The sequence below is a fragment of the Labrenzia sp. VG12 genome, assembly GCF_002237595.1.
In the GTDB taxonomy this organism is placed as follows: Bacteria; Pseudomonadota; Alphaproteobacteria; order Rhizobiales; family Stappiaceae; genus Roseibium.
Genome location: NZ_CP022529.1, coordinates 3,345,735 through 3,369,331, shown reverse-complemented (window position 1 = coordinate 3,369,331; position 23,597 = coordinate 3,345,735). Strand labels below are relative to the sequence as shown.

At 60.5% G+C, this 23,597-nt stretch carries 21 protein-coding genes; 9 read left to right on the top strand and 12 right to left on the bottom strand.

The genetic code is table 11. The features are described 5' to 3' along the window. Positions 1–9: 9 nt before the first annotated feature. The gene (locus CHH27_RS28525) at positions 10–144 is read right to left on the bottom strand and encodes a hypothetical protein (RefSeq protein ID WP_256386388.1); all 135 of its coding nucleotides are present in this window, start codon (positions 142–144) and stop codon (positions 10–12) included. 164 nt (positions 145–308) lie between these two features. Here CHH27_RS28525 and CHH27_RS15505 point away from each other — a divergent pair, with 164 nt between their 5' ends. After that, positions 309–1,211, top strand: a complete 903-nt coding sequence (locus CHH27_RS15505) for a LysR family transcriptional regulator (RefSeq protein ID WP_094072395.1) — start codon at positions 309–311, stop codon at positions 1,209–1,211. Between the two features lie 3 nt (positions 1,212–1,214). Here CHH27_RS15505 and CHH27_RS15500 read toward each other — a convergent pair whose 3' ends face one another. After that, entirely contained in the window at positions 1,215–2,096 is an 882-nt protein-coding gene (locus CHH27_RS15500; RefSeq protein WP_094072394.1) for a LysR family transcriptional regulator, read from the bottom strand. A gap of 153 nt (positions 2,097–2,249) precedes the next feature. On the opposite strand from CHH27_RS15500, the gene CHH27_RS15495 reads away from it, so the two are divergent. The 3 genes from CHH27_RS15495 to CHH27_RS15485 all read left to right on the top strand — a co-directional run bounded on the left by CHH27_RS15495 (position 2,250) and on the right by CHH27_RS15485 (position 4,263). Next, positions 2,250–3,275, top strand: a complete 1,026-nt coding sequence (locus CHH27_RS15495; RefSeq protein WP_094074784.1) for a haloalkane dehalogenase — start codon at positions 2,250–2,252, stop codon at positions 3,273–3,275. A gap of 23 nt (positions 3,276–3,298) precedes the next feature. Then, positions 3,299–3,775, top strand: a complete 477-nt coding sequence (locus CHH27_RS15490) for an SRPBCC family protein (protein WP_157738948.1) — start codon at positions 3,299–3,301, stop codon at positions 3,773–3,775. Positions 3,776–3,960: 185 nt separating this feature from the next. Beyond that, positions 3,961–4,263 (top strand): hypothetical protein, encoded by a 303-nt coding sequence (locus tag CHH27_RS15485; protein ID WP_094072392.1) that lies wholly within the window; start codon positions 3,961–3,963, stop codon positions 4,261–4,263. 867 nt (positions 4,264–5,130) lie between these two features. On the opposite strand, the gene CHH27_RS15480 is transcribed toward CHH27_RS15485, so the two are convergent. From CHH27_RS15480 to CHH27_RS15470, 3 genes are all read right to left on the bottom strand, one after another. Next, complete coding sequence (locus CHH27_RS15480; protein WP_094072391.1) at positions 5,131–6,507, bottom strand: Xaa-Pro peptidase family protein; 1,377 nt, start codon at positions 6,505–6,507, stop codon at positions 5,131–5,133. A 60-nt stretch (positions 6,508–6,567) separates the two neighbouring features. Beyond that, positions 6,568–9,003, bottom strand: a complete 2,436-nt coding sequence (locus tag CHH27_RS15475; protein ID WP_094072390.1) for an FAD-dependent oxidoreductase — start codon at positions 9,001–9,003, stop codon at positions 6,568–6,570. 61 nt (positions 9,004–9,064) lie between these two features. Next, positions 9,065–10,639 (bottom strand): trimethylamine methyltransferase family protein, encoded by a 1,575-nt coding sequence (locus CHH27_RS15470; protein ID WP_094074783.1) that lies wholly within the window; start codon positions 10,637–10,639, stop codon positions 9,065–9,067. Between the two features lie 251 nt (positions 10,640–10,890). Between CHH27_RS15470 and CHH27_RS15465 the strand changes: the two genes are divergently transcribed. Continuing rightward, positions 10,891–11,802: a phosphotransferase gene (locus CHH27_RS15465; RefSeq protein WP_094072389.1), complete on the top strand. Its 912-nt coding sequence runs from the start codon at positions 10,891–10,893 to the stop codon at positions 11,800–11,802. Between the two features lie 63 nt (positions 11,803–11,865). Beyond that, complete coding sequence (locus tag CHH27_RS15460; RefSeq protein WP_094072388.1) at positions 11,866–12,912, top strand: ABC transporter ATP-binding protein; 1,047 nt, start codon at positions 11,866–11,868, stop codon at positions 12,910–12,912. A gap of 157 nt (positions 12,913–13,069) precedes the next feature. Here CHH27_RS15460 and CHH27_RS15455 read toward each other — a convergent pair whose 3' ends face one another. Together CHH27_RS15455 and CHH27_RS15450 are read right to left on the bottom strand one after the other, a co-directional pair. Next, a complete protein-coding gene (locus CHH27_RS15455) occupies positions 13,070–14,770 on the bottom strand; it encodes an iron ABC transporter permease (RefSeq protein WP_094072387.1) in 1,701 nt (566 codons plus the stop codon). A 95-nt stretch (positions 14,771–14,865) separates the two neighbouring features. Next, complete coding sequence (locus tag CHH27_RS15450) at positions 14,866–15,846, bottom strand: ABC transporter substrate-binding protein (protein WP_094072386.1); 981 nt, start codon at positions 15,844–15,846, stop codon at positions 14,866–14,868. 261 nt (positions 15,847–16,107) lie between these two features. Here CHH27_RS15450 and gndA point away from each other — a divergent pair, with 261 nt between their 5' ends. Beyond that, positions 16,108–17,532, top strand: a complete 1,425-nt coding sequence (gene gndA / locus CHH27_RS15445) for an NADP-dependent phosphogluconate dehydrogenase (protein WP_094072385.1) — start codon at positions 16,108–16,110, stop codon at positions 17,530–17,532. Between the two features lie 60 nt (positions 17,533–17,592). On the opposite strand, the gene CHH27_RS15440 is transcribed toward gndA, so the two are convergent. From CHH27_RS15440 to CHH27_RS15420, 5 genes are all read right to left on the bottom strand, one after another. Continuing rightward, positions 17,593–18,003 carry a thioredoxin family protein gene (locus tag CHH27_RS15440; protein WP_208988242.1) on the bottom strand — a complete coding sequence of 137 codons (411 nt, stop codon included), beginning with the start codon at positions 18,001–18,003 and terminating at the stop codon, positions 17,593–17,595. 36 nt (positions 18,004–18,039) lie between these two features. After that, entirely contained in the window at positions 18,040–18,756 is a 717-nt protein-coding gene (locus tag CHH27_RS15435; protein ID WP_094072383.1) for a cytochrome c biogenesis CcdA family protein, read from the bottom strand. 125 nt (positions 18,757–18,881) lie between these two features. Further along, positions 18,882–19,700 (bottom strand): sugar phosphate isomerase/epimerase, encoded by an 819-nt coding sequence (locus tag CHH27_RS15430; protein WP_094072382.1) that lies wholly within the window; start codon positions 19,698–19,700, stop codon positions 18,882–18,884. 84 nt (positions 19,701–19,784) lie between these two features. Then, positions 19,785–20,732, bottom strand: coding sequence for a glyoxylate/hydroxypyruvate reductase A (locus tag CHH27_RS15425; RefSeq protein ID WP_094072381.1), 948 nt, complete (start codon positions 20,730–20,732; stop codon positions 19,785–19,787). Then, positions 20,729–21,142: a VOC family protein gene (locus tag CHH27_RS15420; RefSeq protein WP_094074782.1), complete on the bottom strand. Its 414-nt coding sequence runs from the start codon at positions 21,140–21,142 to the stop codon at positions 20,729–20,731. Before CHH27_RS15420 ends, CHH27_RS15425 begins: the two co-directional genes overlap by 4 nt. Positions 21,143–21,232: 90 nt before the next feature. Between CHH27_RS15420 and CHH27_RS15415 the strand changes: the two genes are divergently transcribed. Next, positions 21,233–22,087 carry a LysR family transcriptional regulator gene (locus CHH27_RS15415; protein ID WP_094072380.1) on the top strand — a complete coding sequence of 285 codons (855 nt, stop codon included), beginning with the start codon at positions 21,233–21,235 and terminating at the stop codon, positions 22,085–22,087. A 489-nt stretch (positions 22,088–22,576) separates the two neighbouring features. Further along, complete coding sequence (locus CHH27_RS15410; RefSeq protein WP_094072379.1) at positions 22,577–23,569, top strand: ABC transporter substrate-binding protein; 993 nt, start codon at positions 22,577–22,579, stop codon at positions 23,567–23,569. Positions 23,570–23,597: the final 28 nt, after the last annotated feature.

Below are 23,597 nucleotides of genomic sequence, written 5' to 3'. Positions count from 1 at the left end.
TGATCCGGTTCAGCGACCGGTTTTCCGGACTGTTGCGGTTTCACGCAGGCGCAGCGCCTGGTTCATGCGGGCCAGTTCTGCAGCGGAATGGCCGGAGACAACACCCATGAGGTTGGTGCCGAGTGCTTGTGCAAGATAGGTCATGGCGTTCCCAATCCTGATTGTTCGATTGTGAGTAAAACTGCGGTCCACTGCTTTAATTTCAGGCCGCTTGCCCCTTATATGTGCGTTTCTTGCCTTTCAATCAATCGAATAGTATTCATCTATTGGTTCAATTTTTTTGAACTGAGCGCCGGAGGCCCCTTCAGATGCAAAAATTGCCGGGAACAGGCATTCCGCTGATCGATCTCGAACTCTACCGAACCTTTGTAGTGATTGCGGAAACGTCAAGTTTTACAAAGGCTTCCGAGCTGGTTGGGCGAACGCCATCGGCCGTCTCCATGCAGATTAAGAAACTGGAAACCATCCTGGGACTTGCAGTCTTTGCAAGGGAGGGTCGCACGGTGCGCTTAACTCCTGAAGGCGAAGCGCTTTTGGGATATGCCCGCCGGATCCTGATGCTGAACGAAGAAGCGGTCGGTCTGTTCCTGTCGCCGGCCGTTGAAGGCGAGGTGAGATTCGGGGCGCCGTCCGATTTCGGGACGCGATTTCTGCCCAATATCCTGTCGCGTTTCGCACGCTCTCATCCCGGTGTGAATGTCGATGTGCATCTGGATGGCAGTCCGGTGCTGGATGAAAAGATCCGGAAGGGGGAACTGGACCTTGCCCTCTTTACGGCCCGGCCGGATACCGGTCTCGCCAAGGGCGGCGAGATCGTTTTCACCGAGCCGCTGGTCTGGGTCGGCCTTGAAGGCGGCATCGCCTATGAGCGCGATCCCTTGCCCCTTGCGGTCTCAACGCCCGGCTGCCCCTGGCGCCGGGCTGCGCGGATCGCGCTCGACGATGCCCAGAAGCCCTACCGGATTTCCTATACGAGTTTTCACAGCGCCGGACAGGAAGCGGCCCTTCTGGCCGATCTCGCGGTCGCGCCCTTTCCGGCAAGCGTGATTGAAACCCCGCTTCAGGTGCTGGACGAGCGTCACGGGCTTCCGGAAATCGGCGACTATCACATTGTCATGCGCGAGCGCGCCAAGGCCGGCAAGGCAACCCATGCCTTTGCCCAGCATGTCGAGGAGTGTTTCAAGGAACTTGGCTATGGCATGACCGCCTGACGGTCAGCGCGTGAACACGGCCTTCTTCTGAGAGAAATAGTCCTTGGTGAAATCGGCAAAGGCCCGGACCCTGGCAACGCGCCTCAAGTCGCCGTGGTAGAGGATCCAGATGTCATAGCCGCTCTGAACCGGAATTCCCGGTATGCGGACAATGCGGGGGTCGGCATCACCGGCAAAGGCCGGCACCTTGATGAGACCCAGGCCGTGCGCGGCTGCTTCGATCTGCATGGAAACTTCGGGCAGGACATGGCGCACGGCGGCTTTCGGAAACGGGCTCGTGGCTACCCAGTCCTGATGTTCGCTCCAGGCGATCCAGTGTGCCCCTTCTCCGCGGGAGCGAGCGAGTTCCGGATGGCGCTCCAAATAGGCAGGGGCGGCGTAGACAGCCTGGACGAATGTCACCAGCTTGCGCCCATAGACGTCCTCATCGACTTCGCGGGCAACGCGCAGGGAAACATCCGCTTCGTGGCGGCTCAGGTTCGAGATCCGGTTGGTGGCGATCGTGTGAACCGAGATCTCCGGATAGGCTTCTGCAAATCCACACAACATGTCGGCCAGAAGGCCATGTGACAGCGCGGGCGGCAGGCTCAGGCGGATGACGCCGGAGGGTTTGAGATCCAGACCGGACAGCTTGCGGGCGATGCTGCTGACCTGCATTTCCATGTCCTCAGCAGGCTCGATCAGGCTTTCTCCTGATGCGGTCAGCTGTAATCCGCCTGTCGTTCGGTCGAAAATGCGGGTGCCGAGATCCCGTTCAAGCGCGGAGACCGCTCGGTGGACGGTGCCGTGATTGACGCCGAGTTTTTCCGCCGCCTTGCGAAAACTGCCGGTGCGCATGGCGATTAGAAAAATGCGCAGGTGATCCCAGTCGAGGGTCTGTTTCATGACAGATACCGTTGCAGCTCAAAGGTTTGGGTGGGTGGATTGTTTTTTATCCACTCCGGCCAGAATGAGCGTATTCCTTAGTGAAAATCAATCCACCACCTTGGGGAAAGGCGGAGGTCCGCCGGCTCCAATTGATTGTGTGATGGATTGATGATGACCAAAAGTTCTGACCTTGAAACGAACCGGCGCGGATTGCTGAAAGGCGTCGTGGCAGGCGCCGCCGCAGCAACGCTCGCGCCCTCGGCAGCCGCTCGGGCCCAGACGCCTGATGCCGCAGCGAACGCACCCTACGGCGTTCCGATTTCACCGGACTTCCCTTTCACCAAGAAGCAGGCTTCGGTGAAGGGGTCGACGATCAGCTATGTCGACGAAGGCGATGGACAGCCTGTCGTCTACCTGCATGGCAACCCGACGTCGTCCTATCTCTGGCGCAACATCATTCCGCATCTGCCGGAAGGCCACCGGGCCATCGCGCCGGATCTGATCGGCATGGGCGACAGCGGCAAGCCGGACATTGACTACACTTTTGCCGACCATGCGGCCTATCTTGATGCTTTTCTGGATCAGCTGGATTTGAAGAACGCGATCCTGGTGGTGCATGACTGGGGCTCGGCGCTTGGCATGCGCTACGCGCGGCGCAATCCGGAACGGATCGCCGGTCTTGTCTTCATGGAAGCCATCGTGCCGCCCGCCATGCCGGCACCGTCCTACGAAGCGATGCCGGAGCCGATCGCGGACTTCTTTCGTTTGATGCACACCGACGAAGGCGCAGAGCTGGTGCTGCAAAAGAACTTCTTCGTTGAGGAAGTGCTGCCCAGTCTCGGTGTCATGCGCGAAATGACGAAGGCTGAGATGGACGCCTATCGCAAGCCGTTTCCGACGCCGGCAAGCCGGAAGCCGGTTCTGGCCTGGCCACGCGAAGTGCCGATTGCCGGAAAGCCGGCCGATGTGGTTCAGGAAGTGACGGAAAATGGGGCTTGGCTGCTGTCCAGCCAGATCCCGAAGCTGATGTTTTTTGGCGAGCCGGGGGCGATCGCTCCGAAACCCGTCGTCGACTATCTCGCAGCGAATGTGCCGAACCTGGAAGTTCGCTTCGTCGGGGCGGGCACGCATTTCCTGCAGGAAGATCATCCGCATGTCATCGGCCAGGGGATTGCCGACTGGTTGCGCCGTCTTTGACGTTCACTGAGGAGGAAAACATCATGGCCGAACTTGTTGTGGCGCAGACCGTCAAGGCACCGCTCGCCGAGCTCTGGCGGAGCTGGGACCGGTTTGACGAAATCTACCGGTTCAATCCGGTGATCAACCAATCACCGTTGCTGCCCAGGAGTACGGCAACCGGCCTCGGTGCCGAGCGGGTGTGCAAGCATGTCGACGGCAAGACGTTTCTGAAAGAGCGGATCATCGGCTATCAGCCCGAAGAGCATATTGTGGTCGACATCTTCGAAGCGAATGTCCCGCTCAAGCAAGCAAGGGTGACACTCGATTTCGAGGCTCTTTCAGCCATTGAAAGCCGTGTCACCATGCGTTTCAGCTTCACGCCCAAGTTTGGTTTGCTTGGGCGGCTGATGATCCCGCTGATGAAATCCCAGTTCCGCAAGAACCTCGCCGGCCTGCTCGCAGCCAATGCGGATTTCGTCGAGAACGGTGTCGAGACCCATCCGAAGATGGCGGCATGAAACACCTTCGCTAGAGATCTGCAAGGTCCCGGTCTCTGGTCCGGGGCCTTGTGGTGCCGCCTCGTGTCCTTGACGTGTTAACCATGTTTTGGCTTTCCGGGGATGGTTGGCAGCTGGTGACTGGCGCAAAAGTTAACGAGCGGTTACGATTCATGGTAAATGAACCGTTAACAGCGAGACGCGTCATGAAAACCATCTGCAAAACCCTGCTGGCTGCAACCGGCCTCAGCCTGATGGCAAGCGGTGCAGCCCTTGCAGGCGATACCACGCGCATCCTGCATGACGAGCCCTATGGGGCCATCGTCACCAAGGAAGCCGGCGTGCTGGTGTTCCGCGGTCTGCCGCCGACCCGCAAGGTGGTCGTCAATCCGGGCGGTAAAACCCCACTTGAGTTGAAACAGACCGAAGTCAACGAAACCAACGTGGTCGTTGTTACGCAAAGCGACTATGTGCGCAGCCTTGGCGCCAAGATCCTTCGTCTGAAATAGGCTTTCCCGATAGCTCTCGATTGTCACCCCGGACAAGCGCGGCGCAGATCCGGGGGGCAGGACTCCGGGCAGGCAGATGAGCGCATTGCGGCAGCCATGGGAGTGTCCTTGGTCCCCGCTTTCGCGGGAGGACATTGCAAGACCCCCGCACGGCTTATCCATTTTCGTCATTGCAGGGCAGGGCCCTGCAATCCATGCCGTTCCGTCGCTTCAAGCGCAGCGCTGTTCGCGGAGAGCCTATGGCATGGGTCCCATGGTCAAGCCATGGGATGATGAAGAAACGATGGGCGAGCGGTATTCGTGCGTCCCGACGCTCTGCGCCTGCTGTTTGTCATCCCGGACGAAGCGAAGCGGAGATCCGGGACCCAGTACTCCCGGCTCCCTGAATGACGGAACTTGCCTGGCTCAGTGCCTACTGGATCCCGGTCTTGCCGCTGTGCGGCAAACCGGGATGACAAGGTAAGGCCAGTTTCGCGCTGTAGCGGCATGGATGCCATGGTCGAGCCATGGCATGACGAACCGGGATTTGGTGACGGGTCGCCCCTTACTGCATTCCGGCCCCTCAGCTGTGCATCCAACTGAACCCTGCAAAGGCGCTCAGGTGTGGAGCTTCGGGATGATAATTCTTCGGGTGACGCAGGCGGTTTCAAAACTTTCCGTTGTCATCCCGGCCAAGCGAAGCGCGAGCCGGGACCCAGTACACTGTGGGTCCCTGAATGAGGGAACCCGCCTGGTTCTGTGTCTACCGGATCCCGGTCTTGCCGCTTTGCGGCAAGACCGGGATGACAAGGTAAAGCCAGTTTCGCTAGGCAGCGGGTTGGAGGCCATGGTCGAGCCATGTCCTGACGAAGCAGGGGGAAAGAGGTCCTAAACAGCCTGGCCCATGAGCCGTGCATCCCAGGGATAGGTGCTCAGGCGGTCGTAACCAGTTTCGGTGATCAGCAGCTGGTCTTCCAGCTTGACCCCTTCCTGGCCGCCATGGCGGCCGACATAGCTTTCCACACAGACCACCATGCCTGGCTCCAGAAAACCGTCATAGCCACCTGCGGCCCAGTCGGCCGGGTAGGGTACTGCCGGATATTCATCACAGAGGCCAACGCCGTGGAACAGCACGGAATACCGGTTGGCGAGATAGTCTTCCGGCAGGCTCGTCGCTTTGTGGGACAGTTCTCGGAAACTGCGACCCGGGGCCAGCATCTCGATATTGGCCTCGATCTGGTCGACCGCCATCTGGTAGAGCGACCGCTGTTCGTTGGTGGGCAGGCCGTCGCCACATAGCCAGGTGCGGGAAATGTCGCAACACATGCCGTAGGGCCCGACGAGGTCCGTGTCGAAGGCGACCAGCTCGCCGGCGTTGATGACCCTGGCGGAGGCCTCCTGGAACCAGGGATTGGTACGCGGACCGGACGCCAGCAGATGGGTTTCGATCCATTCGCCGCCGCGGCGGATGTTGCCGGCGTGTAGCATGGACCAGAGATCCCATTCGGTCATGCCTGGTCGAAGGGCCGCTTCCATTTCCTTCATGGCCGCTTCACAGGCCGCGATCGAGCGGCGCATGGCCCTGATCTCGTCCGGACATTTGATCGCGCGGGCAAGTTCCATCACCTCTTCGCCGTCATGGATGGTGATGCCATGGCCCTCGAGCGCTGCCACGCCTTCGCGCCGGGCCTTGTCCAGAGCAATCCGGTGATTGCCGCCGCCATGGAGCTTGACCAGATCGGCAAGCTCGTCCGCCCATCTTTGGGCAAGCTCCTCGGAGCGCGGGCCGGATTCAAAATAGAACCAGGGCACACCATGCCGGATTTCGTCGACAAGGTAGTTGTGCGCCGACAGATGTTCGCAATTGTGAAAGTCGAAAGCGACGACCGGTCCTTCCAGCGCCACGAACGTGTAGCGCACGGCGTTGTGCATCGACCAGACCTGCATGTTGGTGGCGTCGGTTGCGTAGCGCACGTTGAGCGGATCGCAGAGGATCGCGGCGGAGAGGTCGAAACGCTCAAGCTGTCCGCGGATGCGCTCCAGCCGGTAGCGGCGCACGGTGTCCAGATCCGGTGCGGCGAGACCCAGGGCCGCCCATTCGCTTTCGGCAAGGTCGCCATAGCCGAGCACATGCCGGTTCAGCACCGTGGCCTTTTCCGTGGCATAGGCGGCCAGCGCCTCGTAGCCTGCCGCATCGCCCGGGTGTGCCGGCAGATGTGCAGGCATGATCTTGCGCCGATGGCGGCCGAAATGTTCTGTATTCATGCAGGCCCACACTCCTCCTTTGTGGCACTCCCTTGTGGCACCACCCGAGCCGGGTGGGATTTACATGCGCATGCGTTCCGCCTTCGGGTCGAACAGCGGCTCCGGGTTGATGGTTGCCTTGCGGCGTTCCCCGAGAATTTCGATCTCGAAGGCGCCGTCGCCGAAGTCCCGGGCGAGCTCGGTCGAGACATAGCCCTGGGCGAGCGACCGGCCGACAAAATGGGCATAGCCACCGGACGTGATCCAGCCGATCACCTTGCCGCCATGCCAGATCGGCTCGTCGCCCATGACGTCGGCATCGCCCGCATCGACCATGAAACTGACGCGCATCCGTTTTGGACCTTCGTCGAACTCCTTCTGGGCAGCCTCGCGGCCGATGAAGCGGTTCTTGCCCAGCTTCACGAACCGGCCGAGGTCGGCTTCATACGGACCGTAGATCGGGCGGAACTCGCGGAACCAGGTGCCGAAGTTTTTTTCCAGTCGCAGCGCCAGCAAAGCCCGCATACCGAAATTCCGGATGCCGAACTCCTCGCCGGCTGCCATCAGAGCTTCATAGACCTGCCGTTCATATTCCGGTGTCATCCAGATCTCGTATCCGAGATCGCCGGTGTAGCTGATCCGGTTGACTTTGCAGGGTGCGTTGGCAACGTCCATCTCGCGGAAATCCATGAAACGGAAAGCGTCCTTCGAGACATCGTCACCTGTGACCTTCTCCAGCACCTTCCGGGCATTCGGCCCGGCAATGGAGAGGCCGACCCAGCCGAGATTGATGGCCCGGAGCGTGACCGAACCGTCCTCCGGCAAATGCTGCTCGAACCAGCGCATGTGGTAGACCTCGGCCTGGGACGAACCGAACATGTAGAAGGTTTCGTCCGCTGCCCGGGCGATGGTGAAGTCACCGATGATCTTGCCGTTTTCATTCAACATCGGGGTCAGCACGATGCGGCCGACCTTGGGCATGGTGTTGGTCATCAGGTTGGAGAGATAATCCTCCGCGCCCGGTCCGCTGATCTCGTACTTGGCGAAGTTGGCGATCTCGGTGATGCCGACGCTTTCCCGGACAGCCCGGCATTCGGCGCCGATCGGATCGAAATCGTTGGACCGGTGGAACGAGAAGATGTCCTTGGCTTCGCTGCCCTCCGGTGCAAACCAGAGCGGCGTTTCCAGGCCCCAGCTGTCTCCCATCACCGCGCCCTGCTGCAGCATGCGGTCATAGAGCGGGGTGGTCTGATGGGGACGGCCGGCCGGCAGTTCCTCGTTTGGAAACCGGATGCGGAACCGGCGGCGGTAGTTTTCCTGCACCTTGGCGTTGGTATAGGCGAGCGTTGCCCAGTCGCCATAGCGGGCGACATCCATGCCCCAGATGTCATAACCGGGATCACCATTGACCATCCAGTTGGCAAGCGTCAGGCCGACGCCGCCGCCCTGGCTGAAGCCGGCCATGACACCGCAGGCGACCCAGTAGTTCCTGAGGCCGCGTACCGGACCGACAAGTGGGTTGCCATCCGGGGCGAAGGTGAAGGGACCGTTGATGATCTGCTTGATGCCGGCATTTTGCAGCGCCGGGAAATGCTCGAAACCGACTTCCAGTTCCGGTGCGATGCGGTCCAGATCCGGGGCGAGCAATTCGTGACCGAAGTCCCAGGGTGTCTCGCGCGGGCACCATGGGCGGCAGTTCTGCTCATAGGTGCCGAGCAGCATGCCCTTGCCTTCCTGGCGGGTGTAGATCTCACCGCCAAAATCCAGAACCCCGATCAGTTCCTTGCCGGTTGCCTCATTGTGGGCGACGACTTCCGGCATCTCGTCGGTGAGGAGATACATGTGCTCCATGGCAAGAACCGGCAGTTCGATGCCGACCATACGGCCGCATTCACGTGCCCAGAGACCACCGGCATTGACCACGTGCTCTGCATGGATCGTGCCCTTGTTGGTAATGACATCCCAGGTGCCGTCCGGCGTCTGAACCAGTTCCTCCACCTTGGTGTGCCGGTAGACGGTGGCGCCGCCGACACGGGCGGCCTTTGCATAGGCATGGGTGGTTCCGGACGGGTCGAGGTGACCTTCGATCGGGTCCCAGAGCGCGCCGATGAAATGCTTCTCGTCCAGCATCGGGAACATGGTCTTGGCCTCGGCCACCGAGATCAGTTCCAGTTCCATGCCAAGATAGCGCCCCTTCGCCTGGGCAAGGCGCAGGAAGTCCATGCGTTCCGGGGTATCGGCGAGCATGACACCGCCGGTCAGATGCAGGCTGCAGGACTGGCCGGAGATTTCCTCCAGTTCCTTGTAGAGATCAACCGTGTAGCTCTGCAACTGGGCGACATTCGGATCACCGTTGAGCGTGTGAAAGCCGCCGGCGGCATGCCAGGAGGAGCCGGAGGTGAGTTCGTCGCGCTCCACAAGCGTGACGTCCTTCCAGCCGAGCTTGGTCAGGTGGTAGAGCACGCTGCAACCGACAACACCGCCGCCAATGATAACAACCTGGGTATGGGTCTTCATGAATTCCGCTCCGGAGTGGCCTGTTCATCGCGGGCAGGCCTCAAGATGTAAGGGTTGAAATCTAGAAATCGGTCGGTGCGCCGCCCTCGGCCTTGCGCTTTTCGACAAAGGCGGTGACTTCCTCGTCGACAGCCGGGTCGAGGGGCGGTTGCTCATAGGCCTTGAGCGCTTCCTTGTAGAGCCTGTTTGCCTTGTCATAGGCGATCGGGCTGCCGGCCTCCTGCCAGGTCTCGTAATTGCGCCAGTCCGAGACGATTGGCGGGTAGAAGGCGTCCTTGTAACGGGCCTGGGTGTGCTCGGTGCCGAAGAAGTGTCCGGCCGGGCCGACATCCCGAATGGCGTCGAGGGCGAGGCTCTCTTCGGAGACGTCCAGCGGCGTCAGGTATTCGGCGATCTTCTGAAGCAGGTCGATATCGGTGATGAATTTCTCGAAACCAGCGCTGAGCCCGCCTTCCAGCCAACCGGCCGCATGCTTGATGATGTTGGCGCCGCCATTGATCGCGCCCCATTCCGACAGGGTCGATTCAAGAGCCGCCTGATAGTCGACCGTGTTGGCGGCACACACGCCGGAGGAGCGGAACGGCAGGTGGTAGCGTCTTGCAAGCTGACCGCTGACCAGCGCCGCTTTCATGTATTCCGGTGTGCCGAAAGCCGGGGCGCCGGACTTCATGTCGACATTGGAGGTAAAGCCGCCATAGACAACTGGCGCGCCCGGACGCACCAGCTGGGCAAAGGCAATCCCCGCCAGTGCTTCGGCATTTTGAAGCGTCAGGGCACCGGCGACCGTGACTGGCGCCATGGCACCTGCGAGCGTGAACGGCGTCACGATGGACACCTGTCCGGCACGGGCCATCTCGATCAGGCCCTGCAGCATCGGCGTGTCGAGACGCAGTGGCGACGAGGTGTTGATCACGGTCACGATGCACGGTGTGTCCACCAGCTCCGACGGTGTCAGGCCAAGAGCGATCCTGGCCAGCTCGATGCCGTCCTGATTGCGTTCCTTGCCGAGCGAGTAGAGATGTAGGGCCTTGTCGGTCAGCCGGACCGCATCGGCGATGCAATCGAGGTGCCGGACGGAGGCGTGAATGTCGACTGGTTCGACCGGGTAGCCGATCGGGGTATGAATGATGTTGAAGAACTGGGCCAGCTTCAGAAGCTTCCGGAAATCCTCCTGATTGCCCGGGCGCCGTCCGCCGTCGCGGTCCACCACATTGGGCGCGCTGGCAACACAGGAAAAGACGATGGCATCGCCGCCGATCTGAAGATTGTGGCTCTTGTTGCGGGCGTGCAGTGTGAACTCGGCGGGTGCCTTGGCGATCAGCTCTTCAACCAGGGCGCGGTCCATGCGGACGCGGTCCTGACCCGGTGTCACGTCTGCGCCGGCGGCCTTCAGCATTGCCTTTGCTTCCTCGTGCAGGAAGTCGATGCCGATCTCTTCCAGAACGCGCATGGAGGCGTCGTGGATCGATTCCAGTTCGTCTGCGGAAATCGCTTCGACAGGCTTGAAGATATGCCGCGGCTGTCTGAACGGTTTTTGCGGGAAGAGGTCCGGCGTTGCCTTTTCGCCGCCGCGGCGCCGACGGCTGCGCCGGGCCGGTTGCGCCTCGCTGACCACTGCCGTGTCGATATCCGCCATCTGCCTGTCCGTTCGCTGGTTTGAAATGTCGGGGTCCGGCTGCTGAAATTTGCAGGACCTCATTCCTGTCAGTGTCATTGACTGTAGCGGAGCGAAGTAATTTTCCGGGCAGTCTCAGAACGACCATCAGTGCTCCGTCTCCGACATTGCGGCCAAGAGCGGGGTTTCAGCCTGCCCGGTGTGCAAGTTTGGCTTGACGCAATGCGCTGTGAAGGCGATCAGGACAGAGGTGACAGGCAAAGAGGATTGGCGTGAACGCTCAGCTGTCGGATACAGATCTACTTGGTTTTCTGCGGGGGCGTCTGCCGGTCAGGGACTGGGGCGCCGCGCATTTGCGGCCATTGCCGGTCGCCTATACCTGCCGGTTCTGGCGTCTCGACGTGCCGGGCCGCAGCTATGTCATCAAGGAGTTTTTTCCCGAGAGCGAAGACAATCCGCTTTTCCCGACCCTGCCGGCACAGGAGGCCGATGCACTTGCTGTTCTGGCGCGGCACGACCTGTCACCGGAACTGGAACTCTTTGCTACCAGTCCGGTCGGCACTCCGGTCCTGGTCTATGGCTATCCAAGCCCTGAAAAGAATGAAATCGACGTTGCCGAGGTCGCCGAGCTGATCGGCCGGTTCGCCGCCCTTGAAGAGCCGATCCAGGGGCATCAGGTCTTTCCGGCGGGCTTTCATGAAGTCCTGGCCAAGGGCGACGAGATGCTTGCTCTCATTCCGGACAGCCGCAAGGCGGCCAATCTCAAGCGCCTGCGACCGGAAGATGCTCTGGTGAGCATGGGGAAGCTTCACCGGTCGCTGGTGCATCGAAGCCTTTGCCTTGGAACCATTCAGGCCACCGGCGTTGGAGCCCGGCTCATTGACTGGCAGTTCGCTGGCCTGGGGGATCCGGTGGAGGACATCGCCTGTTTTGTCTCTCCCGGCCTGGCAACGCTTTACGGCCTGCACCCGCTGGTGGCTCATGCCGAAGAGCTCTTCCTTGAAAGCTACCCGGATCAGAAGATTGTGGAGCGGTTCAAGGCTGAGCGGACCGGTTATCACTGGTGTTTTGCCGCCTATTGCCTCTTCCGCCACGAGACGCTGATGCACACAAATGCACCTGCGGCGCGCGCCTATGGCCGCGCGCTCGAAGAGGAAGTCGATCTGCTGCTGAAGCTTCGATAAACCAGGTTATCGATATTATTTTCGATGTAATCAGCCTGTCACAGGAGAGCGATAACGGGAGGCATGTCCATCCAGCTTGCTTCCGTTACCAAGGCCTTCGGTCCTCACAAGGCACTCAACCAGGTCAATCTTTCGATCGAGGACGGCACTTTTTTTGTGGTTCTTGGGCCGTCCGGTTGTGGCAAGTCCACGCTCTTGAGAGCGATTGCCGGTCTGGAGCCCATCGATGCCGGCGAAATTGAACTGGACGGTGTGCCGGTGGCGCGGGACGGCTTTCATCTGGCGCCTGAAGATCGCCAGGTCGGTGTTGTGTTCCAGTCCTATGCATTGTGGCCGCATATGAGCGTCGCCGGCAATGTGGCCTTTCCCCTGGAAACAGCGGGAAAGCGGCGTGCGGCCGTCTCATCGCGGGTCGCGGAATGCCTGGAGAGCGTTGCGCTGACGCCGTATCTCCATCGCAAACCGGCCGAGCTTTCCGGTGGTCAGCGTCAGCGCGTCGCTCTGGCACGCTGTCTGGCGCAAGGGGCCGGCACCGTGCTCATGGACGAGCCGCTCGCCAATCTCGATCCGCATTTGCGCGCTGCGATGGAAGAGGAGCTTGCCGCGTTTCACAAGGCGAGCGGCGCCACCACGCTGTTCATCACGCATGACCAACGGGAGGCCATGGCTCTGGCGGACCAGGTCGCGGTGATGTGGGATGGCAAGATCCTGCAAGTCGCAGATCCCGACACGCTTTACCGTCGTCCGACAACGAAACAGGTTGCCGGTTTCATCGGCCGCAGCACACTTGTGCCCGTGACGGTGGAACGGGTGGAGGACGGCGAAGCGCTGGTCAGGTTCGGCGAGGTGACCCTCGAGGTCGATTGTCCGGACAATTGTGCGCCCGGCGCGGCGACGCTCTTGTTGCGTCCGGAACATCTTGTCCTGGCCACCGGCGCTCGGGGGTTTGAAGGGACTGTTGAACGGACCATTTATCGAGGCGGCTATTGGGAGGCCTTTGTTCGTGTTCCGGGTGTCGATCAGCCAATGATGATGCTCCTGAACCGCAGAGCTGCAGCCGGCGATGTGCTTCGCCTGGATGTGCTGCGGGGTTGGGTTCTGGCGGATTAGTGGCGTACCCAGATTGTCATCTCCGCGAAGGCGGAGACCCAGGAACACTCATAGCTAGTTTTTTTGCCAAGCAACATTTGCCTGGGAGTCCTGGGCCCCGGATCTCCGCTGCGCTGCGTCCGGGATGACAAGCAGAGAGAGCTGGTTTGCTTGCAGCCTAATCCTTCCAGGGGATGGTGCCGGACGGCACTCTTTTCGACAGCGCATTCATGGCGATCATGATGAAGATGGTGGCGACGACCACGACAGTGGACATGGCTGCCGCCAGGGTCGTGTAACCGCCGTCCTCATAGTTGAAAATCGTGGTGCCGATGGTCTCGTTGCCCGTCGACCAGAGCAGGGCGGAGACCGTGACTTCATTGTAAGCGGTCAGGAAGACCAAGATTGCGCCCGAGGCAGCGGAAGGTGCGGCCAGAGGGGCAAAGATCCGTCGCATGCGCCGGAAAAAACCGGCGCCCGACACCCGGGCAGCGTCTTCCAGCGCACCATCCATCTGCAGAAAGGCGGCGGCGACCGGTTTCAGACCGACGGCCAGGAACACCGAGACATAGGCAAGGCCGATGATCCAGAGCGTGCCGTAAAGCGAGATGTTCAGGATTGGCAGAGGCCGGATGAAAGCCAGGATGAAAGCGATGGACATGACGAGGCCGGGAACTGCAAAGGCGATTTCCGACTGGGTCAGGGCGAGCCCCGCCCACCGTCGGTGACCGGGGCTTTTGTGGGCCAGGAAATAGCCGAGCAACAGGCTGATCAGGGCAATGACGGCGGCTGCCATGCCGGCAATGATGGTGGAATTGGCGAAGGCCCTCAAGGTGACCGATTGGCGCCAGAGCACTTCGGTGAAGTTGTCGAGCGTCAGCGTCTCCAGCGACAGCGGCAGGCCATAGGTCTTCACCAGGGACGTTGCCAGGAGAGATGCAGCTGGCAGCAACAGGACGCCGCCGACGAAACTCCAGAGCAGGGCTTCGACTAAGGGGCGCTTGCGGCCGAGCGAGATTGCCAAGGGGTCCTGAGGCAGTCCGATCAGGCTGGAGCGCATGCGCCGCTGCAACAGGCTCTGCAAAAGGATTGCGACCAGAGCGACACCGGCGAGAATGACGGAGATAACGGCGACATTCGGCAGGACATCCGGTCCGAAGCTGGCAAGACGGCGCCAGACCAGCACAGGCAAGGTGGTGTAGCGGGCAGGAATGCCGATCAGGGCATTGATGCCGAAGTTCCCGAGCGCGGCGACGAAGGCAAGCGCAAACCCCGCAAGCAGGGAAGGCCCCAGCAAGGGCAGGGTGATCCGGCGCAACATCAAAAAGGCGCCTGCTCCGGACACTCTGGCTGCATCTGACAGTTCGCGCGGAAAAGACCTTAAAGCTGCCCGGACCAGCAGGAAGACCAGCGGGCTGTGCTGCAAAGTCAGCAGCAGCACCAGGCCTTCGCGGGAATAGAGCGCATGGGTGGAGCCAAGTTCCGGGGCAATCCCGATCCAGCGCAGCACTGGACTGGCAGGGCCAAGGGCCTGGATCCAGGCAATCGCCGTCACATGCGGCGGGATCATCATTGGCAGCAGGATCAGGAAAACGAGCAGACCCTTTGCCCGAATGTCTGTGAGGCCGACCAGAAGGGCGAGCAGAGTGCCGAGACAGGTGGCCGCCAGCGCGGACCAGAAGCTGCTTTCAATCGAATGCCAGAGCGCGCGGCGCACGGATCGGCTCTCGAGAGCCTCCAGCAGCGGGCCGAGTGCCAGGCCACCTTCGTCTGTCAGGCCGGTCTTGAACAGGAGCAGCAGCGGCAGGCCGCAGATCAACGTGGCGCCGAGGACCAGGAGCAGCAGGGTTGATTTTTCGGAGGTGAATCTAAGTGACATGGGCGCTTTCAGCTACCGCGTCATTCCGAGCAGTTACATAAACGGAGAGGCAGCGCAGGTTTCCCGCGCTGCCAGTAACTTCCTGCAGAAGCCGATTAGCCGCCGAAGATCTCGGTGAACTTGATCTTGTTGGCCTGGTCCTGTTCCAGGGCCTTGGCCGGATCAAAGTCCATCAGCTTGATCTGGTCGCGCGCCGGGAAACCCTCCGGAGCCGCAACGGCCGGGTGGGCCGGCAGATAGCCCTGGGAGGCTGCCAGTTTCTGACCTTCTTCAGAAATCAGGAAGTCGACAAAGGCCTTCGCCGCATCCGGGTTCTGCGCGGTGGAGAGGATGGCAACCGGTTCGGTGACGGCGGAGACACCTTCTTCCGGGAAGACGAACTCAACCGGTGCGCCTTTCAGCTTTTCGCGGATCGGCAGGAAGTCGACGACGAAGCCGTAGAGCTTCTCACCGCCGGCGATGGCCTTGTAGGTGCCGCCATTGCCGCCCTTCGGGTTGGCGCCCTGGTCGGCGAGACCTTCATAATAGGCCCAGCCGAGATCCGGGTTCGAGGTCAGGGCCGCCATGTGAATGGTCGCAGCGCCGGAGGTCAGCGGCGACGGCATGGCCAGCTTGTCCTTGGCTTCCGGCTTCAGCAGATCCTTGTAGGAGGTCGGCTTGATCGGGGCATTGGTGTTGTAGACGATGCCCGACGTGATCAGCTTGGTGGAGAAATAGGTCTTGTCGTCATCCATGATGGCCGGGTCGTAGGCGGAGACGTCCGCGCCTTCGTGGGCCATCAGGCGGCCTTCCTGCTTCAGGCCTTCCATGGTGACCATGTCCGCAATCAATAGAACGTCCGGCTTCGGCGCGCCGGCTTCGAATTCGGCGCGCAGCTTGGCCATCATCTTGGTGGTGCCGTCGCGCACCCACTCGACTTCGACGCCCGGATGTTTGGCGGTGAAGGCATCGACAGTCGCCTGGGCGTCTGCGTTTGGCTGGGAGGTGTAGAGAACCAGTTTGCCGGTAATATCTTCGGCATAAGCGGAGGTGGTTGCCGCTGCCAGAAGGCCGGCTGCAATCAGAAGATTTTTCATGTGACAGATCCCTTGCGCAAAACCGCGTTCATTGGGTGCGGATAAGGCATCGCGTAGCAGGCTTATGTGACAGATTTTTTTGACCGCCAGGTATAATTGCGGTCGGTGCTGATTTCGTTTGGCTTTCCTGTGCCGTTTTTTGAGACGTCTTTGCTTTGAAGCTGAAAATTGTGTTCGCTCGTATGCAAGCATTGCCGGAGGCGCGCAGGTCGGCTATCACCGCCCAACCAGGTGTAAATCGATTTAGGAAAGGCGTCATTCATGAGCTCTCAAGGTGCGGTCGCGGAGATCGGATTGATCGGGTTGGGCACGATGGGCGGCAATCTGGCGCTCAACATTGCCGAAAACGGCTTTCAGATCGCAGTCTATAATCGCACGACCGAAAAGACCGATCAGTTCATGGATAAAGCCGGCGAGCTGGCGCCCCGGCTGGTACCGACCAAGAGCCTGGAAGATTTTGTTGGCTCCATCAAATCCCCGCGTGCGGTCATTCTGATGGTGCCGGCGGGTGAGGCCGTCGATGCCCAGATTGAAGCCTTGCGGCCGCTGCTTAACGCTGAAGATCTGATCATTGACGCCGGTAATGCCAATTATCACGACACCAACCGGCGCGCCGAAGAGGCTGCGGACAAGGGCCCGCGCTTTATGGGGATCGGTGTCTCCGGCGGCGAGGAAGGGGCCCGTTTCGGCCCGTCGATCATGGGCGGTGGCGCCAGGGATGCCTGGGATCAGGTGGGCCATATTCTGGAAGCGATTTCCGCCAAACATGAGACCGAACCTTGTGCAGCCTATCTCGGCGAAGCCGGGGCTGGCCACCTGGTCAAGACCGTTCACAACGGCATCGAATATGCCGACATGCAGATGATTGCCGAGGTCTATGGCGTGATGCGTGACGGTTTCGACATGTCGGCCAATGAGATTGGCGATGTCTTTGAAAAATGGAACGGCGGTATCCTGCAGTCCTATCTGATCGAGATCTCAGGCAAGGTCGCCAAGGCCGCAGACCCGGAAACCGGCAAGCCGATGCTGGATATCATTCTGGACAAGGCGGGGCAGAAGGGCACCGGTCGCTGGACCGCAATTGAAGCCCTGATGCTCGGCACACCTGCCAGCGCCATTGAAGCGGCGGTCGCCACCCGGAACATGTCGGCTCGCCTGGAAGAGCGCAAGGCGGGCGAGGCCGCCTTTGGTGCGGCACCTTCCGGCATGGACCGCGAGGTTGTCACCATCGATGCCCTGGAAGCAGCGCTCGTGGCAGGCAAGATCATCTGCTACGCGCAGGGCTTCGGGCTGATCCTGGAAGCGGCCAGACAATATGGCTGGGCCATGCCTCTGCCGCAGATCGCACGAATCTGGCGCAATGGCTGCATCATCCGCTCCGCCATGCTGAACGACATGTCCGCCGCACTTGCCGACGATGCTGAGCGCAACCTGATGCTGGCGCCGTTCTTTTCGGAAAAACTCAAGCAGACCGAGGCAATGCTGCGCCAGGTGGTTGCCCAGGCGGCGTTGCATGGACTGCCGGTGCCGGCACTCTCCGCGGCGCTGTCCTATTTCGACATCATGCGCACCGGCCGCTCCACGGCCAACATGCTGCAGGGCCAGCGGGACTTTTTCGGCGCGCACGGGTTCGAACGCACGGACAAGGACGGTGGCGGTTACCATGGCCCCTGGGCAATGGGTTAAGCCAGAAGACAAAGAAAAGCCCCGCGATTGCGGGGCTTTTGCTTGCAGCTGTGAGGTTGATCAGCTGCCGGCCTGAAGGCCGGTGTTCATCAGGGCCTTGATCTGGCCTTCGGCGGTGCCGGCGACGATCCGTCCGAGCTCCTGGTCGCCTTTCAGGACGAGCAGTGTGGAGCGGCGCGGGATCCGGCGGGAGGTCGAGACCTCGTGGCCGCCATAGGCATCCCAGTCAACACGCACAAAGACCATGGCTTCGTCATAGGCGGGATTGGCGGCGCGCAGGGCGCTGATCACCCGTTCCTGACGGGCACAGGTGCTGCACCAGCTGGCAGCATAATCGACAAAGACGGTCTTGCCCGCGGCCAGGTGTTCCTCAATGAGACCCGGCGTGTAATCGACCATACCGCTTGCCAATGCGCCCCTCGGAAACAGCCCGGTGCTGAGAACGGTGCCAGCGGCCAAACCAAGAAACATGCGTCTGTTCATCGGAGTTCCTTTCAAGTTCGAAGATCAGAAGCGGACCGAAAGGTCCTGCAGCCAGATGGGCATGATCTGCATCACCCACTCGTCGATGATGTGGTTGATGTTGAAGAAGAGCAGCAGGCCGACCCCCAGAAAGACAGCGCCCATGATCGGTTTGGAGCGCTCGGCTATGCCGCGCAGTTTGTCGGTCCGGCTGCGCAGGGTCTCCCGGGCACCGAACCCGAGGCCGACGATCAGAGTTGAAACGCCCAGGGCGAAGAACACCATGATGAGGGCCGCCCAGGCGAGGTTTTGGCCCTGCGAGGCAAGCGCTATTGCTCCGCCGAGGGTGGGGCCGATACAGGGCGACCAGACGGCGCCCAGAAGAATGCCACCCAGAAACTGCCCTTTCAGACTGCCGGAATCCGTTTCGGTCATTTTCTGACCCGCTGACCCGGAAAAACCGGCAAAGGCCACTTCGAAGCGCTGGGCCAGGGCGGGAACCAGCAAGATCGTTCCGAAGACCATCATCAGGACAGCGCCGACCCTTGACATCAGCTCCGCGGTCAGTCCGATCGCGTAGCCCACTGTTGCGATCACCATGCCGACGGCGACAAACGAAACGCTCATGCCGGCTGCAAGTGCCAGCGGTGCGCGTCGGTCCTGGTTTAGAGCAGAAGCGATTACGATGGGAAGGACAGGCAGGACGCAGGGGTTGATAAGCGTCAGCAACCCGGCGAGATAGGCTAGCGGCAGTTCAAGCATGCGGTTGTCCGGCCCTTGTCCAAGATCAGCTGCAACCGGCCTGCGCAATGCAGGCCGGACAAGCGACTAGATAGGCCGGTGGTTGGCACCTGTCCGCTAACGTTCGATCACAAACGTGTGGGTGACTACCGCGCCAGTCCGAGGTCTTCCAGGTAGGCGATCGAGGACGGCAGGCCAGAAGGGTCGCGCAGTTCGATGATCAGGCGCGGATCGCTGTCGAGCTTGCCAAGCGCTGCGAAGACCGAATGCCAGTTGATGGTGCCTTCACCGAGCGACCAGTGCCGGTCTGCATAACCGTCGGCATCCTGCAGATGGATGTGGCGCAGCCGGTTTCCTGCCGCCTTGACGTAATAGTCGACCGGCGGGGCACCCGTGGACCCATGGGCATAGTGGGCGTGACCGGTGTCAATGGAGATCTTCACGGCCTCCGAGCCGAAGCTTTCGGCAAGTTCGATGCGGGCGTATGGGTCCTTGTCCTCGATATTCTCGATGACCAGTTCGCAACCGATGTCTTCCGCACGCTTGACCGCGTCTTTCAGGCTCAGGTGGCAGAGCTCGATTTTTGTAGCGCGGCCATTTTCGTAGTTGTCGAGATTGTTGTAGTCCCAGGTCGAATAGGGGCTGTGCACCACCATGTGGGTGCCTCCAAGGGCCTCACAGATCTTCAGACCCTGTGCCAGGCGCTTCTTGACGATCTCACGAACGTCCGGGTCCTTGCTGTCGATGGAAAACCCCCAGAAAGGACCGTGAATGCCAACCCGGCCTTCATGGCTGCCGAGAAGGTTTTTGGCCTTGTCCACCAGTGGCTGCCAGTCACCCGTCAGAACCTCGCTGTGAACGAAGTCCTGCAACTCGATGTCGCGCGGCTTGTCGCGCATGAGTTTCAGATGGGTTTCAAGAGCGCCCAGGTTCAACGCGGCGCCGAGGATCGGGAGGTCGGACATAGATTACCTTTGGCAGAAGCAGTAAATTCCCTGCCTGATAGACCGTGTTCCTTGACAGGAATGCGACGGACGCCGAGGAAAATCTCAGTATCCACGCTCCCGGTCGACGCTTGGCGGGATGGTGCCGTCTGCAAAGAAGTGGGCGATGTTTTCAGCGACAATCTTCGAGGCGGTGCTGGTGATGGTGGGCGCGGAGATATGCGGGAGCACCGTCACCTTCTCGTGGCTCCAGAACGGGTGACCGGCTGGCAGGGGCTCCTCGTTGAAGACATCGAGAATCGCGTGTCCCACAGGCCCTTCATTGAGGGCCTTCAGCAGGGCGGTTTCGTTGATGATAGGCCCGCGGGCGAAATTGATCAGAGCGGCCCCGGGTTTCATCTGCGCCAGCTGCGAAGGGCCGATCAGGTCGTGAGTTTCTGCGGTCAGGGGCATAAGCAAAACGGAAATGTCCGTTTGGGCGAGCACTGCCGTCAATCCTTCTGCGCCATGGAAACAGTCGATGCCGTCGACCGATTTGGGGCTGCGGCTCCATCCCAGAACCCTGAACCCATTGGACTTGAGGCGCTGCGCCGCTGCGCTTCCGAGCTTGCCGAGGCCGAGGACACCAACTGTGCGCTCTTCGGGCAGCAGGAGTGTATGGCCTTTCCAGGTCCCTTCGCGCTGCTGAGCCATGTAGCGCGGCATGTCCCGATGAAGATATAGCGTCCAGGCCAGAACGGCTTCCGACATGGTCTCGGCCATTTGCGGGTCGGTCAGGCGCACGATCAGTGGGCCGTCTGCGGGCAACTCCGTCACCAGCCGTTCCACGCCGGCCCAGAGGCTCTGCACCCAGACCAGGTTTGGCAGGGCGGCAACCTGAGCCGGGTCCGGGTTGGCGACGATGGCCACGCGCGCAGCCACACGCTCTTCTTCCGTCAAGGTGTCGAACGGTTTCACCACGGCAATGTCCGCCAACGCCTCCGGCAGGGCATCGCGCCACTCCCGGCGTTCGTCCTGACTGGCTTCGGAGACAAAGGGGATAATCTGCGTCATGTGGCGAACACTCCAGCTTCGTCGGCAAAGCCTTTGATTTCAATCGGGTTGCCGCTCGGATCCATAAAGAACATGGTGCTTTGTTCGCCCGGCTGACCCTCGAAACGAATGGTCGGGGCGATGATGAAGGCGAGATTAGCCTCCGTCAGCTTTTGCGCAAGAGCCTTCCAGCAGTCCATCGCCAGCACCACGCCCAGATGCGGCATCGGCACCATGTGATCGCCCACCTTGCCGGTGTTTGTGGTTTCGAAGGGTTTGCCGAGATGAAGCGAAATCTGGTGCCCGAAGAAGTTGAAGTCGACCCAGGTTTCGGTGCTGCGCCCTTCCTGGCAACCCAGAAGGCCGCCGTAAAACGCACGGGCCTCGTCCAGGTCGGTGACATGATAGGCAAGGTGAAAACAGGGTTGCATGAGCGTCTCCAATTCGGTTCGCCCCTCTACTAGCAGAGCCTATTCAAAACATTTAAGATGTTTTTCTGTCTTTCAGCATAGGAAAAAGTTTTGGATACGCGCTTTCTTGAAAGCCTGCTGGTGGTCGCCGAAACCGGATCGATCGCGGCTGCGGCCAGGCAGCAGGGGCTGACGGCCGCCGGGGTCAGCCAGCGTATCAGGGTGCTCGAAGCACAGCTTGGTGTCGGGCTTTTAAACCGCAGTGCGCATGCCGCGCTGCCGACGGATGCGTGTCTGCGGCTGTTGCCGGCCGCGCGCAAGCTGGTCAACGACGCCCACGACCTGAGCCGGCACATCGATCCAACCGGCCTATCCGGTCCCTTCCGCCTCGGTGCCGTTTCCACCGGGCTTCTGGACTGTGCCCCGGCCGTGAACCGGTTGTTTCAGGAAGAAGCTCCAGAGGCTGAACTCACGTTTCGTCCTGGAACGTCCGCCGGGCTCTATCAGGATCTTCTGGACGGCGCACTTGATGCGATCATCACGGTCGCCGCACCGTTCGAATTGCCCAAATCCCTGCAAAGCACGATCATTGCCACCCAGCCGGTTCTGCATGCCGCGCCACCTCCTGCGTTTGCCCCCGATACAGCGGCCTTGCCCTGGATCGTCTATGACCGCGCCTCCTGGGGTGGCCGGAAGATCTGGGAAGTGCATGGGCGGGAGGTCAACCAGGGCCGGATCCTGTGTGAACTCGATGCGCTGGAAACCATTGCCCTCATGGTCTCGCAGGGCATGGGCCAGGCCTACATCCCGGCCTGGAACCGGCTGGCCGACCAGTTCCCCGATCTTACCCTTTCAAGCAAAGCTGCAAACAGTCACCGTGACATGGTGTTCCTGCGACCGCATGCGTCCGGGGCTTCAGCGCTCGCCAATCTGGTCTTGAAAGCGCTGCAAACACAGGTGGCATGATGTTGCGGAAACTCTTCCCCATGCGTGTATGACGCGCGTTGATGAGGGCGGAAAACTGCCAAAAAGAATCACCTGGAAGGTAAGAAAATTAGCGATCATGACGAATACAGGCATGAAAATGTCGTTTGCAGACGCGTTGCTGAAATTTGCGACATGATCGCCATGAGATTTGCGTCTATACTGTTGTGCTGGGGGCTGCATAATGCAATGGTATCGACCGTGAAGCACCTGGGCTGGAACAAATACCGGCCATGACCTTTTCCGACAGAGAAAGGGTCAATTGAGGGGTGATGGAGCAAGAACAACGTATATGCGTTCGATGAAGGCTAAATTAAATAAAGTTAATCTAACAGCCTTCACGGCTATACTGCGTTCTTTGCGTGTTATACTTTTCCATTGGACGCGTTGGGAGGGGAATGCCTTGGTGAAGGCCTTTTCGCGTTGCGCCCAATTCAAAATCAAACAAACAGACTGCACAGGAGTACCCTCATGAAGAAGTTGTTTGTCTCGGTGGCTGCGACCGCCCTTATCGGCATGGCCTCGTCGGCCATGGCGGAAGACTGCGGAACGGTCACGGTTGCGGAAATGAACTGGGCATCTGCAGGCGCGATCGCTCACATCGACAAGATCATCCTGGAGAACGGCTACGGCTGTAACGTTGAACTGGTGACCGGCGACACCATGCCGACCTTCACCTCCATGAATGAAAAGGGCGAGCCGGACATGGCGCCGGAGCTCTGGATCAACGCCGTGCGCGAGCCGCTCGACAAGGCTGTTGCAGAAGGCTCCCTGATCATCGGTGGCGAGATCCTCAATGAAGGCGGCGTCGAAGGCTTCTGGGTCCCGACTGCCATCGCCGAAGAACACGACATCTACACGGTCAAGGATGCCCTGGCAAAACCGGAACTTTTCCCGGGTGCTGAAGATTCCAGCAAAGGCGCGTTCTTTACCTGCCCGACCGGCTGGAACTGCCGCATCACCACCGGCAACCTGTTCCGCGCCTTCGGTTTCGACAAGGGCGGCTTTGAACTGGTCGATCCGGGTTCTGCAGCCGGTCTCGACGGCTCTCTGGCCAAGGCAAACGAGCGCGGCGACGGCTGGCTCGGCTATTATTGGGCGCCGACTGCGATCCTCGGCAAGTACGACATGACGCTGCTCGACTTCGAGACGCCGCACAACAAGGAGCAGTGGGACAGCTGCACCGTGATTGAAGACTGCCCGGATCCGAAGCCGAATTCCTGGGTCAAGTCCGAGGTCTTTACCGTTGTGACCGACGACTTCGCCAAGAAGGCAGGTCCGACCATGGATTACGTCAAGGGCCGTACCTGGGACAACCGCACCGCCGGTAAGGTTCTCGCATGGATGAGCGACAACCAGGCCACCAACGAAGATGGCGCCTACTACTTCCTGGAGAACTTCGAAGACGTGTGGACCAAGTGGGTCAGCCCGGAAGTTGCCGAGAAGGTCAAGGCCGCTCTCTAAAACGGCAAATCGAACAAGGAGCCCGCGC

Excerpts from the sequence above, each read along its gene's own strand:
- CHH27_RS15430 (WP_094072382.1), bottom strand. The coding sequence starts at position 19,700 with ATGTCCGACCTCCCGATCCTCGGCGCCGCGTTGAACCTGGGCGCTCTT.
- CHH27_RS15485 (WP_094072392.1), top strand. The coding sequence starts at position 3,961 with ATGAAAACCATCTGCAAAACCCTGCTGGCTGCAACCGGCCTCAGCCTG.
- CHH27_RS15495 (WP_094074784.1), top strand. The coding sequence starts at position 2,250 with ATGACCAAAAGTTCTGACCTTGAAACGAACCGGCGCGGATTGCTGAAA.
- CHH27_RS15480 (WP_094072391.1), bottom strand. The coding sequence starts at position 6,507 with ATGAATACAGAACATTTCGGCCGCCATCGGCGCAAGATCATGCCTGCA.
- CHH27_RS15490 (WP_157738948.1), top strand. The coding sequence starts at position 3,299 with ATGGCCGAACTTGTTGTGGCGCAGACCGTCAAGGCACCGCTCGCCGAG.
- CHH27_RS15425 (WP_094072381.1), bottom strand. The coding sequence starts at position 20,732 with ATGACGCAGATTATCCCCTTTGTCTCCGAAGCCAGTCAGGACGAACGC.
- CHH27_RS15460 (WP_094072388.1), top strand. The coding sequence starts at position 11,866 with ATGTCCATCCAGCTTGCTTCCGTTACCAAGGCCTTCGGTCCTCACAAG.
- CHH27_RS15505 (WP_094072395.1), top strand. The coding sequence starts at position 309 with ATGCAAAAATTGCCGGGAACAGGCATTCCGCTGATCGATCTCGAACTC.
- CHH27_RS15500 (WP_094072394.1), bottom strand. The coding sequence starts at position 2,096 with ATGAAACAGACCCTCGACTGGGATCACCTGCGCATTTTTCTAATCGCC.
- CHH27_RS15470 (WP_094074783.1), bottom strand. The coding sequence starts at position 10,639 with ATGGCGGATATCGACACGGCAGTGGTCAGCGAGGCGCAACCGGCCCGG.
- CHH27_RS15420 (WP_094074782.1), bottom strand. The coding sequence starts at position 21,142 with ATGCAACCCTGTTTTCACCTTGCCTATCATGTCACCGACCTGGACGAG.
- gndA (WP_094072385.1), top strand. The coding sequence starts at position 16,108 with ATGAGCTCTCAAGGTGCGGTCGCGGAGATCGGATTGATCGGGTTGGGC.
- CHH27_RS15435 (WP_094072383.1), bottom strand. The coding sequence starts at position 18,756 with ATGCTTGAACTGCCGCTAGCCTATCTCGCCGGGTTGCTGACGCTTATC.
- CHH27_RS15410 (WP_094072379.1), top strand. The coding sequence starts at position 22,577 with ATGAAGAAGTTGTTTGTCTCGGTGGCTGCGACCGCCCTTATCGGCATG.
- CHH27_RS15455 (WP_094072387.1), bottom strand. The coding sequence starts at position 14,770 with ATGTCACTTAGATTCACCTCCGAAAAATCAACCCTGCTGCTCCTGGTC.
- CHH27_RS15440 (WP_208988242.1), bottom strand. The coding sequence starts at position 18,003 with ATGTTTCTTGGTTTGGCCGCTGGCACCGTTCTCAGCACCGGGCTGTTT.
- CHH27_RS15450 (WP_094072386.1), bottom strand. The coding sequence starts at position 15,846 with ATGAAAAATCTTCTGATTGCAGCCGGCCTTCTGGCAGCGGCAACCACC.
- CHH27_RS15475 (WP_094072390.1), bottom strand. The coding sequence starts at position 9,003 with ATGAAGACCCATACCCAGGTTGTTATCATTGGCGGCGGTGTTGTCGGT.
- CHH27_RS28525 (WP_256386388.1), bottom strand. The coding sequence starts at position 144 with ATGACCTATCTTGCACAAGCACTCGGCACCAACCTCATGGGTGTTGTC.